This is a genomic window from Marinomonas ushuaiensis DSM 15871, assembly GCF_000521805.1.
In the GTDB taxonomy this organism is placed as follows: Bacteria; Pseudomonadota; Gammaproteobacteria; order Pseudomonadales; family Marinomonadaceae; genus Marinomonas; species Marinomonas ushuaiensis.
The window spans coordinates 174,918-192,123 of the sequence record NZ_JAMB01000001.1; the positions used below are offsets into that span (position 1 = coordinate 174,918).

Genomic DNA, 17,206 nt, shown 5'->3' on the forward strand with positions numbered 1-17,206 from the left:
GTTAAATGAGTGAAAATAATTACGATTCGTCCAGTATTAAAGTGCTCAAAGGTCTAGATGCTGTACGTAAGCGTCCTGGCATGTACATTGGTGACACGGATGACGGTACTGGTTTGCACCATATGGTGTTTGAAGTCGTGGATAATTCCATTGATGAAGCATTAGCGGGTCACTGTGACACCATTACTGTATTGATTCACCCAGATGAATCTATTTCTGTTTCTGATAACGGCCGTGGTATTCCGGTTGATATTCATGAAGAAGAAGGTGTCTCTGCCGCAGAAGTTATCATGACGGTATTGCATGCTGGTGGTAAGTTTGACGATAACTCATATAAAGTATCTGGTGGGCTTCACGGTGTAGGGGTTTCTGTAGTAAACGCCCTATCTGAAAGCCTAACACTGACGATCCGTAAAAACGGTAAAGTCTACGAACAACATTACGCTCATGGCGTACCGCAAGCACCTTTAGGCATTGTTGGTGATTCTGACGGAGCAGGCACAACGGTTCATTTCAAACCGTCTGCCGATACGTTTAACAATATCTTATTTGTTTATGACATCTTGGCAAAACGTCTACGAGAATTGTCGTTCTTGAACTCTGGTGTGGCCATCAAACTAAAAGATGAGCGCTCAGGAAAAGAAGACTTTTTCAATTATACTGGTGGTTTGCGTTCTTTTGTTGAGCATTTGAACACCAACAAAACGCCAATCAATGATATTTTCCACTTCATCTGCCAGCGTGATGACTTAGAAGATGGCATCGCCGTTGAAGTCGCATTGCAGTGGAACGAAGGCTTCCAAGAAAACATCTACTGTTACACAAACAATATTCCACAACGGGATGGTGGTACTCACTTAGCTGGTTTCCGTGGCGCGTTAACTCGTACATTGAATACCTTCATTGAAAAAGAAGGCTTAGCGAAGAAACAAAAAGTCGCGACCACTGGTGATGACAGCCGTGAAGGTTTAACCGCCATTGTGTCTGTGAAAGTACCTGATCCTAAGTTCTCTTCTCAAACTAAAGACAAGCTTGTGTCTTCGGAAGTGAAAACAGCCGTAGAACAAGAAATGGCAAAACGTTTCGCTGAATACTTACTTGAAAAACCAAGCGAAGCCAAAATCATCGTTAACAAAATGATTGATGCGGCTCGAGCGCGTGAAGCGGCGCGTCGTGCCCGTGATATGACTCGCCGTAAAGGTGCACTTGATATAGCAGGTTTGCCGGGTAAGTTGGCAGACTGTCAGGAGAAAGACCCAGCGCTTTCCGAAATCTACCTAGTGGAAGGGGACTCTGCTGGCGGTTCAGCCAAGCAGGGTCGCGATCGTCGTACTCAAGCGATTTTGCCGCTTAAAGGTAAAATCCTAAACGTCGAAAAAGCCCGTTTTGACAAAATGTTAGCGTCTGTTGAAGTTGGCACCCTGATTACCGCACTGGGTTGTGGTATCGGCCGTGACGAATTCAATGCAGACAAACTTCGCTATCACAGCATCGTTATCATGACCGATGCCGACGTGGATGGATCGCACATTCGTACTTTGCTTTTGACTTTCTTCTTCCGTCAAATGCCAGAAATTATCGAACGTGGTCACATCTTTATCGCTCAACCACCTTTGTTCAAAATCAAACGTGGCAAGCAAGAACAGTACATCAAAGATGAAGCAGCATTAGATCAACATCTTATTCAAGTCGCGCTTGATGGTGCTCACATGCACGTTAATGCTGAGGCTCCGGGCATTCAAGGCGAGCCTTTAGCTGAATTAATGCGAGATTATATTCGCATTGAAGAAGATATTAATCGTTTGTCTCGTGTGTATCCAAAAGATGTAATGACCAAACTTCTGTACTGTAAAGCACTGACACAAGAAGATTTAGCAAACGAAGCTGTTGTTACTGAATGGATTGAAGCGATTCGCAGTCAAATGCCACAAGACGCTCGTACAGGTTTCCGTTTTAATTTCTCTGTTGAAAAAGATGAAGAACGTAATATCTTCTTACCAGTAGTTGAAATTATGTCTCACGGCGTAATGAACCGTTACCGTTTTGAAGGGACTTTCTTTAACTCTCCTGAGTACAAACGCATTGTTGCTATGGCTGAAATTGTAGCTGAATTGTTTGGTGAAGAATCTTACATCCAACGTGGCGAGCGTCGTGAAGACGTAACAACCATCAGTGAGATGAAAACTTGGCTGATGAAAGAAGCTAACCGTGGTATGACAACACAGCGATACAAAGGACTGGGTGAGATGAACCCTGAACAGCTTTGGGAAACCACAATGGACCCTGATGCTCGTCGTATGCTTCGTGTAACCATTGACGATGCTGTTGCAGCAGACCAAATGTTCACAACTCTAATGGGTGACGAAGTGGAACCACGTCGTAACTTCATTCAAGAAAATGCCTTGAACGTAGCTAACTTAGACGTTTGATCTGCTAGATTGAACAAAGTGCTAAACATCAAAAAGCCCCGACTTCTTAGAAGATCGGGGCTTTTTTATTATCAATACTCTTATCTAATCTCGTTTATATAGTGATAATTATCAGATAATGCTCTGTGGCTGGCTGTAAGTAACGCTTGATTTTTGCTGTCAAAGCAAATGTCGTCTATAACCAATACAGCTGTAGGGTTATCTCTTACGCTTAGATTCAAAAGATCCATATCTTCAGCACTGGCAATGTCGGCTCTTAATGTTTCTCGTACTGCACTGATACGTAAGCCATACTCGTCACGCAAGTTATTTAATAGTAATGCGGGAACGCTATCTGGAGTGCTTGGAAAATTAGGAATTAGGTGTTCGGGAATAGCTATATGGTCAATCATAACGGGTGAGTTGTTGTGTAGCCGTATCCGAACTAACGAAATAACGTTGCTTGTCTCATCAAGGCTCAGCTGGCGTTTTTCGACATCTGTTGCTGGTCGTATTTCTATTGATTTAGTAATAGTTTGCGTATTGATCAGCTCATTTTTAGTATTATGCAGGCGGTAGTATTTGTAAAATCGATCAAGAGTGTGATGTGGTGTACGACCTGTTACAACAGTTCCTATACGAGGCTTTCGTAGAAGCACACCTTGTTTAGTTAGGATCTGTAAAGCTTGACGTGCCGTTCCATAGGACACACCAAATTGACGTGCAAGCTCGGTTTCCGCAGGAAGAATGTGTCCCTCAGACCATGTGCCATCCAAAATAAAATGCATCACTCGCTGCTTCACCTGTTCATACAATGGTGTCGCAGATGGTGTTCGTCCAATACTGCCTCTCATCTTGAGATCTATCTTTGATTTCATCTGTTTTTAAACACCTTTTTAATTATATATATTTTTTATTTTAGATATATATTAGATCAAAATTATCACATTTTTAAAACATTCATTTATTTAAAAATTAATCCTTATTAATCAATAAGATAATTTTAATATATAGTGTTTATCTGCTCTCATAAAAAATAAAACTTGCAAAAAAAATGATATTTCATTCTTATATAGGAATGACTAAATTAAATATAGACATTGATGAGAATACATTATTGGGCATGCTTAGTGAGCTTGTCGCCTTAGACAGCTCCTTTCCTCCTGGATCAAGTTATCCAGAAATGGCGACCCTGCTTGAACGGATGACAGCGTCACTTGGTGGAACTCACTCCCGAGTGGAAGTGCCTGAAACATTATGGAAAGTACCGGGTACTCATGGCTTGCGAACCAATTTAATAGTGCGTCCTGATTTAGCGCCAGAAGGATCGCCTGAAGTCACCATTTATTTCCATGTTGATACGGCTCCTGTTGGCGATGGTTGGAATCGCCCTGCTTTTCAAATGACGTGTGAAGACAATCGCGTATACGCACGTGGTGCCGCTGATATGAAAGGAGCGATTGCGGCAGCTTTAGCTGGACTTGAGGCATTACGCTCAGCAGGTCATACATTTGCATTTCAACCTGTGCTGGCATTTTGTACGGATGAAGAAGGTGGTGTTTACCCGGGTATTCGTTACTTAGCCGAGCAAAACCTTGTGAGCGATATCATTATCAATTTGAACGGCTCCGCTACGCCACGTATTTGGGCTGGTAGCTTTGGTTCGTTGGATCTTTCATTCGAATTTGAAGGTAAAGCCGCACATTCGGGTCGACCTGAGCTAGGTATTAATGCCATTGAGCAAGCATTACCTGTATTACATGCGTTAACAACATTAAAAACTCAAGTCGAAACACGCACTTCGGCTATGCCGCCTCCTCCAACAGCAACTGAGCCTTTACATGCCCTGCTCAATATCACCGCCATACACGGGGGAGATAAAGGCTCTGCACTTCCTGGTACATGCCGAGTGGTTATAAACCGTCGTTATGCACCGGAAGAAAATGTCGTGACGGTACGTTCTGAGATACAAACGTGTGTAGAGGCTGCAGCAAAGAATTCAGATCTTGTTGGATGGACTGTGTCAGAAATAGGCCATTTGCCACCAGTAGAGAACACACAAGGTGTCATGTCACCTCGTTGGACCGCAGCAATGTCTGCTGGTTATGAGGTACCACTGGATGAGTTTGTGGCTTTTGGTTCAACAACCTCATCAGACTTTGGTTGGATACAGAAAGCTGGTGGTAGGCATCGTGAAATCATGCTGGGCGGTCTATCTCGACCAGATCGTAATGTTCATGCTGCCGATGAATTTACTACTAAAGAAGATCTGCTGGGCTTAGCGCGATCAATTGCACTTTTTTTTAGCGCTGATTTTGATTGAAAAATTAATGAAATATGACCAACTTTGTCAAATCAAGGGGTATCAAAACTATGAAAACTGAATTGAATAGACGGCAATTACTCAAGCTTTCTGCGGCTGGAGCTTCAGTTGCATTAACTTCAGGCCTATCTAGTATCTCTGTTGCGGCAACGAGAGCGGATAACACACTTAGGTTGAGTGTGAATATTACGCCGGGTGTTTTGAATCCTATGTTGTCTCGTGCAGCGGCAGAATACATGATGTCTGAAATGTTGTATTCTGGCCTAACATCACTAGGCACAGATATGACCGCTCAACCAGATTTGGCGACAGAATGGTCTTCCAATGAAGATGCGACACAATGGCGCTTTACCTTACATCAAGGTGTTAAATTTTCCAATGGTCAAGAATTGACATCAAAAGATGTCGTCGCCTCATTTCGCAAATTGCTTGATCCAAAAACAGGTGCACCAGGCCGACGCAATCTTGGCCCAATCAAAACGGTCGATTCTGATGGTGATTACACCGTTATCGTAACGACTGAAACACCGTTTGCCGATTTGCCTGTTGCCTTGACTTATCCAACGGCCAAGGTGGTTCCTGCCGATATTATCGCAACGGATTTTGACAGTCTTGCACAAATACCAGTGGGTTCTGGTCCATTTAGACTTGAAGAATTCAGAGTGGATGAAATTGCTATTTTGGTTAAGAATCCTGAGTATTTTGTTTCAGGTTTACCTTATCTTAATCAAATAGAAATCAAGACCTTCCCAGACGCTGCTGGCTCTACTGCGGCATTGTTGGCGGGTGAAATCGACATGATTCATGACGTACAACCTACCGACTTTGCACGAATTGATAAAGCTTCTGGAGTGAGTGGTCTACGTACGCCATCAGGTCGTTTCCTTGATGTTGTAATGGACACAACGGTAGCCCCTTTCGACAATATTTTAGTACGCCAAGCCTTGTCTTACTGTGTTGACCGCGAGGCCATGATCGAATTGGTCGCTGATGGCTATGGTACAGCGGGTAATGATAGCCCTATTAACGCAGCTTATCGTTATTACGCCGATGCACCGCATAAATCTTATGACCCGAAGAAAGCGAAAGCACTATTAGCAGAAGCTGGATATCCAAATGGATTGGAGCTTGAATTGATTGCGTCAGTGAAGCCGGGCTATCGCTCTACAATGGCAGTTGTACTGCGTGAGATGGCAAAAGCGGGTGGCTTTGATATCAGCGTGAAGACAATGGATCACTCGTCTTACCTTGATCAGGTTTGGAAAAAAGGCAAATTCTATGTTGGTTTCTACAATATGATGCCAACGGAAGGTATGTCATTCAATTTACTGTTTACTTCTGGTGCTTCTTGGAACGAAACGAAGTGGAACAATACGACGTTCGATGAATACGTACGTCTTGCAGATGAAACAACAGATTCTGAAAAACGTAAGGAACTTTATGCGAATGCTCAATCATTGATGCAAAAAGAAGTTCCTGCATTAATTCCATGCTTCTTCGATATTCTTGGTGCAAAAGCGGATTATGTAAACGGATATGAACAGCATCCACGTGGCGCTAGTTTTGCGTTCCATAAGGTTTGGGTTGGCTCTAACGCCCCTGCAAATAAATAAGTCACAAGGCGTCTGAATATGACTGTTTCTTATGTAATAAAACGACTAATTTATCTGGTTTTTACCGCTTTATTGGTTTCTCTAATTGTATTCAGCGTCACGCAGCTTTTGCCTGCTAACGCAGCCACAATGATTCTTGGTGAATATGCCACGGATGAAGCGTTAGCGATATTGAATAGCAAACTGGGATTAGATGATCCCGCGGCTGTTCAATATCTGCGTTGGCTAGGGAATGTGGTACAAGGAGATTTTGGTATCTCCCTTCGCACCAGTCAACCTGTAGGTCCGACTATTCTAAACGCGTTTGGAAGATCAGCTATTTTGGCGGTCACATCACTTTTGTTGGTTTGCATCATTGCGATTCCTCTTGGTGTGTTAGCGGCATCTCGTCGTGGTAAACCAACAGATCTTGGTGTTTCTTTGGTGTCTTATATTGGCGTCAGCATGCCTGAATTTGTATTGGCTACGCTGCTACTTGTTTGGCTAGCTAGCCCTTCTCTTGGTCTTTTTCCTGCTTCTGGATATGTGCCCTTCTCAGAAGATTTCTGGGGGGCATTGCATCATATCGCCTTGCCTGTATTAACTTTGACGATTGTATTAACCGCCCATATAAGCCGGATGATTCGTTCTGAAATGGCAGATACTCTCGAGATGGACTTTATTCGAGCGGGTCGGCTGAGAGGGTTATCTAAACGACGAGTACTGTTTCGACATGCACTTCGTAACTCTATGTTGCCAGCCATTACGGTTATTGCGTTGGATGTGGGTTACTTAATCGGTGGTGTCATTGTGGTTGAAGAAGTGTTTGCTTTCCCTGGTGTGGGTCGTCAATTGATATTAGCCATACAAAATCGAGATTTACCTATGATACAAGCGGGTGCGCTTATCATGGCGGCGTCTTACGCGGTTGCCAATTTATTAGCGGATTTGGCATACGGTGCTCTTGATAAAAGGATTAAATATTAATGCTATTTTTAATAAAAACGCTACGTGCGTTAATGCGAAATCCACAAGGTGCTATAGGTACTGTATTGGTTTTCTTATTATTGTTGATATCTGTATTTGGCCCATTTCTGGCGCCACAAGATCCTGAAAGCTTTAACTTTGGTTCTCGTTTTGCACCACCTTCTGCAGAGTTCCTTTTTGGTACAGATTGGTTTGGGCGTGATTTGTTCAGTCGAATTTTAGTCGGTGCTCGTTCTACCGTGTTGCTGGCAATATTGGCGACTTTTATCGGGACAGCATCTGGCGCCTTGATAGGCATTTTTTCTGGCTTTGTGGGTGGATGGGTAGATGAACTTATCATGCGAACCATTGATGCCATCATGGCGATTCCCGGCTTATTACTGGCGTTGATGATATTAACGGTACTTGGCTCATCCAGTCTAAATGCTGTTATTGCAATTGGTGTGGCTTTTGCTCCCGGTATGGCAAGAATTTCACGTTCCACCACACTAGCCGTCCGCGAACTCGATTATGTGTCTGCGGCTCGTGCGCGTGGGGAAAGTAAACTGTGGATAATTTTTTCCGAAATTCTGCCAAATATGGTGGCTCCTGTCATTGTTGAAGCAACTATTCGTGTGGCATTTGCCATTATGACATTGGCGACTTTGTCTTTCTTAGGGTTAGGTGCACAGCCACCTTCTCCTGAATGGGGATTAATGATTGCTGATGCGCGTGAACATATGTTCCGTAGCCCTTGGCCAATTCTTGCTCCCGGTATTTCTATCGCGCTTGTCGCTATCGCATTCAATCTTCTTGGAGATGGTTTGCGTGATGTTTTGAACCCTCATTCACAGGAATAACTGTATGACGCAGACAATGGTATTAGACATTAAAGATTACAGTTTGACCTATCAAACACAGTCAGGTCCGATACGTATTCTTGAAAACATTAACCTGCAAATTGCCAAAGGTGAGGTGTTAGGGTTGGTTGGGGAAAGTGGCTCAGCCAAATCCTCTCTTGCCTATTCTGTGATGCGTGACTTGCCGGGACAGGTAGAGATGGAGACCGGTTCCATGTGGTTAAAAGGTGAAGACCTGATGACCATGGATGAAGAGGAGCTAATGCATCGCCGTGGAAAACAGATTTCTATGGTTTTCCAAAACGCAGCGACCGCATTGGACCCAACTCAATCTCTGGGTGACCATGTTGAGGAGACTCTACAAGCTCATCAAGCCGTCAGTAAACTGAATAAGAGTAAACAAGAAACACTGAAACGCGTGTATGAGTTATTCGAGTTGGTCGGCCTACCTGATCCTATATTGATGGCAAAAAAATATCCGCATGAAGTTTCCGGTGGTGAAAAACAACGGGTTGTCTTGGCAATGGCTATTTCTTCCAACCCTGATTTGATTTTATTTGATGAACCAACCTCCGCGCTAGACGCCACAACAGCGGTGAACATGTTGGATCTGTTTGCTGAAATGCAGAAAAAAATCGGCGTCGCTGGATTGTTTATCAGTCATGATTTAGGTGTTGTTGCTGAAGTTGCAGATAGAGTCGCTGTGATTTATGGCGGCAGAATTGTTGAAGTGGCGACCGTGGAAGATTTATTTGCTAATCCAAAGCATCCTTATACTCAATCATTGTTGGCCAGCTTACCTAGACCTTCAGATATTAGATACAAACGTGGGCTTAAGATAGATGAAGGTACACCACCACCAAGACGTGGTGCTGTTCCTAATTGTAATTTTTCTCATCGATGCCCTAAACACGACCCAGCAATTTGTGACCATTCTCGTGTGCTGTTAGAAATACAAGATGATCGTAAACTGGCTTGTGTACGCCCTGATGTTGCAGTTAACGAAGAACAGGCACGTTCATCCGATATTTTACCGCCCACAACAGACATTGTGTTAGAAGTAAAGAATCTCACCGTTAAGTTAGGTCGAGCTTCTCTTTTAAGTGAGTTGCTTAATAAAGAAGCGACTCAGGTCCATGCCGTGAACAACATTGACCTTAAAATTCATCGTGGTGAAACGGTCAGTTTGGTTGGCGAAAGTGGGTGTGGTAAATCAAGTCTAGCTCGCGCACTTGTTGGGCTAAACCCATTCGAAGGTGAGTTATGTTTGAATGGATGTGATATCAAAGCCCTAGATGCAGCTTATCGTGCGGATGTTCAGATTATTTTCCAGAACCCTGACAGTTCATTGAATCCTAGGCACACACTAGAAACCATTTTGTCACGAGCGATTAAACTGTACCGTCCTGACATCGCGGTAAAAGAACGCAGTGAAGCTATTCAAAAGTTGCTTGAACAAGTTCGATTACCTGCTCATTACCGTAATCGTTATCCGCATCAATTGTCTGGTGGCGAGAAGCAACGAGTCGCCATAGCGCGTGCGATAGCGGCTGACCCTAAGGTGATTATTTGTGATGAAATAACCTCTGGGCTGGATGCGGCGGTACAAGCTGCTATTGTCGCTCTATTGCGTCAAATTCAGCAAGATACAGGTGTAGCCTTGTTGTTTATCACGCATGATTTGGCAATTTTACGTCACATTGCTCACCGAACGGCTGTTATGTATTTAGGTGAAATTATAGAAACTCGCTCAATCGCGGGTCTTGATCACGCGCCTTATCATCCTTACACAGAAGCACTTTTGTCTTCTGCTAGCAGTCCTGATCCAAAAACAGAAACACGGCAAGTTAGGCTCAAAGGTAGTTTGCCTGTGCGGACATCCCTGCTAACAGGATGTGGTTTCGAAAGTCGTTGTCCTAGGCGTATTGGTGATATCTGCCATGAACAACCTGCTCCGATAAAATCTACTGCCGAATCATCCCACATTTTAAAATGTCATCATGAAATCGTCGATCTTGAACGCATTGAGCCTGTTTGGAAATTTACATGATCTCAACATTACTATGGAGATACCGCTATGAATGGAACTGATATTTTCGATTTTATCGACGTCGATTCCTGCTTAAATTTACTTTCCTCTATGGTGCAGCATAAGAGTTATACAGAAACCGAAGGTGAGCGATTATTGGCTGCCGTGATGCACGAACGTATGACCGAATTAGGCATGAAGAGTGAATTACAGCCTGTCGTTGATGATCGTGTGAATGCTATTGGCCGTCTTAAAGGAACAGGTGGTGGGGCTAGCCTTTTGTTTAACGGACATCTTGATACAAACCCAGCAACAGAAGGTTGGACTGTAGATCCGTGGTCAGGGTTGATTGACGACGAATTTATCTATGGTATAGGCGTTTCTAATATGAAAGCTGGCGATGCAGCCTATTTTTGCGCAGTTGAAACAATCCTTAAAGCGGGCATTAAGCTGAAAGGCGATGTTGTACTTAGTTTTGTTGTTGGCGAGCTTCAAGCGGGTATTGGAACGGTTCGTGCTATCGAGCAAGGTCTTCGAGCCGATTATTTTATCAACAGTGAACCCACTGATTTACAAGCACTGACAATGCATGCTGGTTCGGTGATGTTTGATATTGAGCTGGTGGGCGATACTCGACACTTATCTAAACGAGAAGAAGCTTGTGATGCTCTAGCGGCAGCAACAGTGCTTGCTCAACGCATTAATCAACTTGTTTTTACGGGGGCAGAAACACCGGATCAAATCGCTGTAAACCGAGGTCATGTTGGCTCATTACGTGCTGGATTAGGGCGTGAATATCACGAATGGCGACCACCGCAAGTAGCAGATCAAGCCAAATTAAAAGGATCCTGTCGTTATGGTCCTGGTCAAACAATTGAGGGCGTTACCAATGACTTAGAATTGTTGTTAGAAGCGCTTAAATTGGAGTTTCCAAAGCTGAAAACTTCACTTCGAGTCGGTGGACCAACAACGAATGCTTTGCGTATGCCGCCGTTTGAAGTAGCCCGTGATTCTCGTATCGTTAAAACTCTGAATTCTGCGTTTGAATCCGTAATGGGATACGCTCAACCAACGGGACCCATTGCTCCTGCTGCTTTTTTTGGAACCGACGCCGCTCATCTTTCTGCTGCAGGAATGGAAGGTGTTGTCTGCGGACCGGGTGGCGAGTTTAATACCATGCCAGATGAGCGAGTACGCAAGGAACAGTTTCTCAATTGTGTTCGTATTTACATACTATGTATTATCGAGATTTGTGGCGTTAGCGAATAAAAACTATCTATTATTTTTTATTTTTAAAAGCGATTAGAGTGAAGGCTCTAATCGCTTTTTTTGTGCTGAAAATAATGTGCTGCCTCTGGCTTTTATTTGGTGAGTTTGGGTATTAACGTTGTTCTAGATATTTAAACGTTTCTACTAAAGCATCATGAGATGATTTCGGGTTATAGCCTAGTTCTGTTCTGGCTTTCGATATGTTGTATTCTTGTTTCACATTGAAGAACATAGAAACTTGGCTGCTGATTAATTCGGCTGGCTTTCCGGTGAGTTTTGAACCAAATCCCATCAATCCAGATAAAACATAGAGTAACCACTTAGGCACAACCGGTGGTTTTTGTACTTTAAGAGCAATAGATTCCGCAGCGTTAATGATGTCTTCTAAAGAAGAGGAACGGTCATTGGCTAAAATATAGCGCTCGCCTGACTTTCCTTTTTCACTCGCGGCAATCATGCCTTTTGCGACGTCACGAGGATCAACAAAATTAAAGAAGAAGCTTGGGTTGATGGCAAGTGCACCTGTTCTTATATTCTCAATAAATTGCATGGTATCGGTTAAGCGATCTATATTCGGGCCAACCATGGCGGAAGGTAATACAGCGACCATCCATAAATTGTATTGCTTAGCTAATTCCCACGCTCTTTTTTCGGACTCAATTTTAGAGCGATAGTAAGGGTTCGATATGTCATCATTCCAGCTTTCTTCGGTTAATAAAGAACCATCATGACCGATAGCAGCGACAGAGCTCACGTAAACTACTTTCTTCACGTTCGCTTTTGCAGCCGCTGACAGTACGATTTCTGTGCCTTGTATATTCGCTTGAACAATTTCTGTTTCTGGATCTTTTGCCCAGTGTTTAAAAACAGCCGCCACGTGATACAGCACATCGACACCTTCTAACGCTTTTTCCATGGAAGTTTGATCTAGCATGTCCGCTTCGATAAGTTGGCAATCTAAGCCATCAAACTGAATGGTGTTATTTGCGTTTCGTACGCCAGCACGAACGGTTTCACCTTGCTCAAGAAGCTCACGTACAAGATTATTACCTAAGTGACCATTTGCGCCTGTTACTAAGCGGATGTTTGCCATGTTATTTATCCTATATGAGTTACGATAAATAGAATGGTAAACCCAACCCTAAAGGGGCGAGTCAATGTGCTTTTATAGTTATTTTATTTGGAAGGAGAAAATACTTCTTGTAGTTCTTTTTGTAAGGCTTTTAATCCTAGTTCCTTAGTCTTGGCTTGCTGTATTTCGGTTCTGATTTGTTCTATTTTACTGGCAATTAAGGTGTTGGCGAGCTCAAGAGGGAAGCTCTGTTGAGCTTCTTTGGCAACAACCAGAGGGGTTAGTTCTGCTAATTTTATTCCTAAGATTTGGGCTCGTTTTATCAGAGATATGACGACAATGTGGTTCTGATCATACACTCGATAACTTCCTGAGCGGTTAACATGACGCAGCAACCCAATGTCCTCGTAGTGAAGAATCGCTTTTCTAGATGCGCCCGTTAATTTTGCTACCTTTCCAATATACATACTGAATCGCCTCAAATGCAGATATTTCTATGTTATTGGTAAGCATTTACTAACTCAAGACTTTATCCCCAGAGGTCTCTAGCGTTGAGGTTACATCATTGAGGAAGCTTGTTGGGTTGCTAAGGTGAAAGTCGGCATTTTTTTGCTCTTGTTTTGTTTTCGAACTGCTAATTACAGGCACTTATTTTGGCTCAGATAAAATCGTGTATTCGCCATTTTTAGGGTCAGGTAAAGTCGATAGTTCGCTTAATGGTGTGGATGTGTAATACGCCATGGCGGCTTTGATAGCGATCCAATGAGACACAACTAATATGTTCTTCCCCTTTTCTTTCGAGAAGATCGCCTGCAATTCAGAGACGACTCTAGTCTTTAGTTGCTGGTAGGTTTCTGCGCCCGATAGATTAAACTTGCTTTGACCTTGCCAAAAGTAATTATATTGCTGAGGGTCAGACAGTGCGGTTTCTTGTTTGGTTTTCCCTTCCCAAGGCCCTAGATTGATTTCCTTCAAGTTATCGGAGATAACCACTTCTATATCTTTCTTGTCGATAATCAATGCCAATGTATCTTGAGCGCGTTGTAAAGGGCTTACGTAAGCTTTATGGATCTCATATTGTTCCAACTATGCCTTTGCTTGAATCGCCTGCTCTTTACCCTGTGGTGTTAGAGGCGAGTCTTTATGACCTTGAAGACGGTGTTCTTTGTTCCACTCAGTTTGGCCGTGTCTTACCATGAATATTTTGGTGGTGTTTGACATGTTAGCTTCTAGATCCTCTAACGGGTTTACAAAGTAAAACGGTGCCTTGAGGCACCGTTTTATCGTCGATTTTTCTTTTAATGACTATATCAATAAACGTCGCACTTTCGCGGATAAATACTCAGACACTATAACAGTCGCCAGTATCACCAAAATAATCAGTGTGACTTGTGGCCATGCAAGAATATTCATCGAAGATGACAAGAACAAGCCAATACCACCTGCGCCAACTAAACCTAATATTGTTGATTCTCGGATGTTTATATCCCAACGGAAAATCATAATACCTAAAAACGCCGGTAGAATCTGAGGAATAATCGCGTAGTTAATCGTCTGGAAGCGAGATGCTCCTGTGGATTCAATAGCCTCTACACTCGTCGTGTTTATCTCTTCAATGCTTTCATAAAGCAGTTTTGCTACAAAGCCTATCGATCGTAGACCAATCGCAATAATCCCCGCTAAAATCCCTGGCCCTAAAATAGTCACCAACAACAATGCCCAAATCAACGAGTTGATTGAGCGAGACGAGGCAATAATAAACAAGGCAACAGGACGAACAAATTTTGTAGAAGGTGTGGTGTTTCGTGCGGCCAAAAAAGCTACTGGAAATGCCAGAATCACACCAAGCAGTGTACCTAATGTGGCAATGTTTAACGTATCCCACAAGGCTTTATAAAGCTTATTTATGTACAACCATTCTGGTGGAAACATTCGGTCAATCAAATCTGCCGCTTGCACGGGTGCATCGTAAACAAAGAACCAAATGGTGTCTTCGTTCATTTCTACCCAGCAATAAATCGTCAGCAATGTGATGGCAAACCAGAAGCCCCAAACGATCCATGCTTTACGTTTTGTATGACTTTCCCAGACTAACTTTTGTTCTAACTCACCCATTTTCTTATCCATCCAGAAAGGTATTCACACGCCAACACGATCAGAATAATTAAAATGAGAACGGCCCCAGCAGAGTCGTATTCATAACGATCAATCGAGGTATTTAAGGTCGCGCCAATACCGCCAGCGCCAACAATACCGATGACCGCAGATTCACGAAAGTTGATATCGAATCGATAAAAAGACAACCCAATCATACGTGGCATAACTTGTGGCCAAATCGCAATGTGCATGCGTTGTAACCAAGAAGCACCTGTTGATGCAATGGCTTCCAATTGCTTCTTATCTATCTCTTCAATTTCTTCCGCCAGCAGCTTTCCTAAGAAACCAATGGTTGCATAGGTTAAGGTTAGAAACCCTGCAAACGCACCAAAGCCAAACAGTGCCACCAAAAAAATCGCGACAATCACTTCTTGCATAGAGCGCGAAACAGCAATAAAAGATCGGCAGAATAAATAAATGGGTTTGGGTGAAATGTTGCGTGCTGCACCCATTCCAAAAGGAATAGACAAAAGTATACCCACAACCGTTGAGGTCACCGTCATGGTTAAGCTTTCATAAATCCCTGAATAAATATCTGCCGCTCGGCGAGTAAAGTTAGGGTTTAAGAAACCTTCCACAAAACGACCGCCGCGTTCTAGTCCTTCATAAACGCGCAGCCAATTTACTTCGATACTGCCGATGCCAACAATCAGGTAGAGAAAAAACGCAATCCAAAGCGCGATACGCCAGCGTTTATCAGGCACAAGATAATGAGGTCTTTCCCAAGTACGCATTAAGCGGCCTCCTCGCTTTCCTGATCATTTTCCTGATCTATGCCTAAATCATCGTCTTCTGCTTTAACATCCGTCCAATCTTCATCGCCATAAATGCGAGTTAACACGTCTTCTGTTAATTCATCTGGCTTGCCATCAAACACCACTTCGCCGCCTTGTAAACCAATAATACGATCTACAAACTGCATCGCCAGTGGCACGTCATGAATATTGATGATCGCCGACAAGGATTTTTCACGGCAAATAGACTGAATCAAACGCATGATTTGACGAGAGGTTTTAGGGTCCAAACTGGCCGTTGGTTCGTCCACTAACAACAAGCGTGGGTCTTGCGCCAAGGCTCTGGCAATACCGACACGCTGTCGCTGACCACCAGACAGTTCATCGGCACGTTTGTTGGCGTGATCAATTAAGCCAACGCGATCCAAGTATTCAAACGCATTGTCTATGTCTTTTTCTGGGTAGCGACGTAAAAACGAGCGCCAGAAAGGCAAATAACCTAGACGACCAGACAAGACATTTTCCATCACACTCAATCTTTCGACCAAGGCGTATTCTTGGAAGATCATCCCGATATGACGACGTTGTTCGCGTACCTTGCTAGAAGACAAGTTACTCAAGTTAACACCATCGAGCTGAATATTGCCTTCGCTTGGGTCGATCAAGCGATTCACACAACGAATCATCGTCGATTTACCGGCCCCACTCGGGCCGATAAGTCCAACGATCTCACCATCAGGTACTTCAAAGCTAATATCTTTTAGAACCCAAGGGCCTGTTTTATATCGCTTTTTTAAATGTTCAATTTTAAGCACTGATGCGTCCTATCGGCAGTTGTAAGAAACGCCATTCGCGTCATCAATCTTACGGATTACATTCCAATGTTGTTTGAATGTAATTGGCAGGAACTGACCTTCTTTAGAGAACTCTTCTTTCAATTTAGAGCCTTCCCATTTGTAAGAGAAAAATGCTTCTTTGATTTTTTCTTGAAGCTCAGGCGTCAAGTTATGCGCCACACCGTAGCTTGTTGTTGGGAAGGTTTCAGACTTGTAAATAGACGTCACTTGGCTGGCTTTTACCACATCACGGTCAATCATTCGGTTCAACACTGAGTTTGCTACCGCTGCCGCTGGGTAATCTTTGTTTGCTACACCCAAGATAGAGTTATCATGCTTACCAGAGAAAAGAGGTTCGAAATCACGTTCAGGGATTAAATCAAAATCCGCTTTTAGAATCGCAGAAGGCGCTTTAAAACCAGAGTTAGACGTTTGAGATGTGAAGGCTAACTTGCTGCCTTTAAGGTCTTTAGGAGAGTTAATACCAGAAGTTGGGTAGGTGATGATCTCCATCTCGTAACCAAAAGAACCGTCTTCCGCTGCCATCATAGTGAATGGACGGTAACCAGAACAGGCTACCGCTAATGGGTTAGAACCTGTGTTGAAACCTGCAATATGAAGACGACCCGCACGCATTGCTTCGATTTGCGCAGCGTTAGATTGAACAGGGAAGAAACGAACTTTTTTACCTGTAACACCTTCCATGTGCTCCAAGAACTCAGACCAAACATCCGCATAAACAGCTGGATCTTCCACTGGCGTGTAAGCAAAAATCAAAGTGCTTGGGTCAAGTAGTTTAGATTTATCCGTTGGGATATCGGCAATTAAATCGTGATCGTTATCTGTGTAACGACTGTCTAAAGAAAAATCGGCATTTGCAGCGCCTGCAACAAACATAGAGGCAACAAGTAATGGATATAAACGTTTCATTTTAGTTCTCCAGATTAAGTTATAATGAGA

At 43.3% G+C, this 17,206-nt stretch carries 14 protein-coding genes and 1 pseudogene; 7 read left to right on the plus strand and 8 right to left on the minus strand.

From position 1 onward, the window contains the following. The first annotated feature begins 5 nt into the window (after positions 1 to 5). A complete protein-coding gene (gene gyrB, locus MUS1_RS00750) occupies positions 6 to 2,429 on the plus strand; it encodes a DNA topoisomerase (ATP-hydrolyzing) subunit B (protein ID WP_036157725.1) in 2,424 nt (807 codons plus the stop codon). A gap of 80 nt (positions 2,430 to 2,509) precedes the next feature. On the opposite strand, the gene MUS1_RS00755 is transcribed toward gyrB, so the two are convergent. Beyond that, a complete protein-coding gene (locus MUS1_RS00755) occupies positions 2,510 to 3,286 on the minus strand; it encodes a GntR family transcriptional regulator (protein WP_084035505.1) in 777 nt (258 codons plus the stop codon). 176 nt (positions 3,287 to 3,462) lie between these two features. Here MUS1_RS00755 and MUS1_RS00760 point away from each other — a divergent pair, with 176 nt between their 5' ends. Genes MUS1_RS00760 through MUS1_RS00785 form a run of 6 tightly spaced genes read left to right on the plus strand, consistent with a single transcriptional unit; the run spans position 3,463 to position 11,447 of the window. Then, positions 3,463 to 4,731, plus strand: coding sequence for a M20 family metallopeptidase (locus MUS1_RS00760; RefSeq protein ID WP_084035506.1), 1,269 nt, complete (start codon positions 3,463 to 3,465; stop codon positions 4,729 to 4,731). Positions 4,732 to 4,781: 50 nt separating this feature from the next. Beyond that, complete coding sequence (locus MUS1_RS00765) at positions 4,782 to 6,344, plus strand: ABC transporter substrate-binding protein (RefSeq protein WP_036157732.1); 1,563 nt, start codon at positions 4,782 to 4,784, stop codon at positions 6,342 to 6,344. Between the two features lie 18 nt (positions 6,345 to 6,362). Further along, positions 6,363 to 7,310 (plus strand): ABC transporter permease, encoded by a 948-nt coding sequence (locus tag MUS1_RS00770; RefSeq protein ID WP_036157735.1) that lies wholly within the window; start codon positions 6,363 to 6,365, stop codon positions 7,308 to 7,310. Further along, positions 7,310 to 8,149, plus strand: a complete 840-nt coding sequence (locus tag MUS1_RS00775; protein ID WP_036157738.1) for an ABC transporter permease — start codon at positions 7,310 to 7,312, stop codon at positions 8,147 to 8,149. The genes MUS1_RS00770 and MUS1_RS00775 overlap by 1 nt, the downstream gene beginning before the upstream one ends. Positions 8,150 to 8,153: 4 nt before the next feature. Beyond that, complete coding sequence (locus tag MUS1_RS00780; protein ID WP_051436022.1) at positions 8,154 to 10,199, plus strand: dipeptide ABC transporter ATP-binding protein; 2,046 nt, start codon at positions 8,154 to 8,156, stop codon at positions 10,197 to 10,199. A gap of 27 nt (positions 10,200 to 10,226) precedes the next feature. Further along, positions 10,227 to 11,447 carry a M20 family metallopeptidase gene (locus MUS1_RS00785; RefSeq protein ID WP_036157740.1) on the plus strand — a complete coding sequence of 407 codons (1,221 nt, stop codon included), beginning with the start codon at positions 10,227 to 10,229 and terminating at the stop codon, positions 11,445 to 11,447. 112 nt (positions 11,448 to 11,559) lie between these two features. Here the strand turns inward: MUS1_RS00785 and MUS1_RS00790 are convergent, their stop codons facing one another. The 7 genes and pseudogenes from MUS1_RS00790 to phnD form a co-directional block, all read right to left on the minus strand. Continuing rightward, positions 11,560 to 12,540: an NAD-dependent epimerase/dehydratase family protein gene (locus MUS1_RS00790; RefSeq protein ID WP_036157742.1), complete on the minus strand. Its 981-nt coding sequence runs from the start codon at positions 12,538 to 12,540 to the stop codon at positions 11,560 to 11,562. A gap of 83 nt (positions 12,541 to 12,623) precedes the next feature. Next, on the minus strand, positions 12,624 to 12,986 hold the full coding sequence (locus MUS1_RS00795) for a MerR family transcriptional regulator (RefSeq protein WP_036157743.1): 363 nt from the start codon (positions 12,984 to 12,986) through the stop codon (positions 12,624 to 12,626). Positions 12,987 to 13,167: 181 nt separating this feature from the next. Beyond that, positions 13,168 to 13,740: pseudogene (locus tag MUS1_RS00800) on the minus strand (histidine phosphatase family protein). A gap of 84 nt (positions 13,741 to 13,824) precedes the next feature. Next, positions 13,825 to 14,634: a phosphonate ABC transporter, permease protein PhnE gene (gene phnE, locus MUS1_RS00805; protein WP_036157745.1), complete on the minus strand. Its 810-nt coding sequence runs from the start codon at positions 14,632 to 14,634 to the stop codon at positions 13,825 to 13,827. Then, positions 14,622 to 15,410: a phosphonate ABC transporter, permease protein PhnE gene (phnE, locus tag MUS1_RS00810; RefSeq protein WP_036157748.1), complete on the minus strand. Its 789-nt coding sequence runs from the start codon at positions 15,408 to 15,410 to the stop codon at positions 14,622 to 14,624. Before phnE (MUS1_RS00810) ends, phnE (MUS1_RS00805) begins: the two co-directional genes overlap by 13 nt. Continuing rightward, a complete protein-coding gene (gene phnC, locus MUS1_RS00815) occupies positions 15,410 to 16,225 on the minus strand; it encodes a phosphonate ABC transporter ATP-binding protein (protein ID WP_036157751.1) in 816 nt (271 codons plus the stop codon). Before phnC ends, phnE (MUS1_RS00810) begins: the two co-directional genes overlap by 1 nt. 9 nt (positions 16,226 to 16,234) lie before the next feature. Further along, positions 16,235 to 17,176: a phosphate/phosphite/phosphonate ABC transporter substrate-binding protein gene (gene phnD / locus MUS1_RS00820; RefSeq protein ID WP_036157760.1), complete on the minus strand. Its 942-nt coding sequence runs from the start codon at positions 17,174 to 17,176 to the stop codon at positions 16,235 to 16,237. Between the last annotated feature and the right edge of the window lie 30 nt (positions 17,177 to 17,206).

Coding starts and splice junctions, on each gene's coding strand:
- MUS1_RS00760 (WP_084035506.1), top strand. CDS start 3,463: ATGATATTTCATTCTTATATAGGAATGACTAAATTAAATATAGACATT.
- MUS1_RS00765 (WP_036157732.1), top strand. CDS start 4,782: ATGAAAACTGAATTGAATAGACGGCAATTACTCAAGCTTTCTGCGGCT.
- MUS1_RS00770 (WP_036157735.1), top strand. CDS start 6,363: ATGACTGTTTCTTATGTAATAAAACGACTAATTTATCTGGTTTTTACC.
- phnD (WP_036157760.1), bottom strand. CDS start 17,176: ATGAAACGTTTATATCCATTACTTGTTGCCTCTATGTTTGTTGCAGGC.
- MUS1_RS00795 (WP_036157743.1), bottom strand. CDS start 12,986: ATGTATATTGGAAAGGTAGCAAAATTAACGGGCGCATCTAGAAAAGCG.
- MUS1_RS00780 (WP_051436022.1), top strand. CDS start 8,154: ATGACGCAGACAATGGTATTAGACATTAAAGATTACAGTTTGACCTAT.
- phnE (WP_036157745.1), bottom strand. CDS start 14,634: ATGGGTGAGTTAGAACAAAAGTTAGTCTGGGAAAGTCATACAAAACGT.
- phnE (WP_036157748.1), bottom strand. CDS start 15,410: ATGCGTACTTGGGAAAGACCTCATTATCTTGTGCCTGATAAACGCTGG.
- MUS1_RS00790 (WP_036157742.1), bottom strand. CDS start 12,540: ATGGCAAACATCCGCTTAGTAACAGGCGCAAATGGTCACTTAGGTAAT.
- MUS1_RS00775 (WP_036157738.1), top strand. CDS start 7,310: ATGCTATTTTTAATAAAAACGCTACGTGCGTTAATGCGAAATCCACAA.
- MUS1_RS00785 (WP_036157740.1), top strand. CDS start 10,227: ATGAATGGAACTGATATTTTCGATTTTATCGACGTCGATTCCTGCTTA.
- MUS1_RS00755 (WP_084035505.1), bottom strand. CDS start 3,286: ATGAAATCAAAGATAGATCTCAAGATGAGAGGCAGTATTGGACGAACA.
- gyrB (WP_036157725.1), top strand. CDS start 6: ATGAGTGAAAATAATTACGATTCGTCCAGTATTAAAGTGCTCAAAGGT.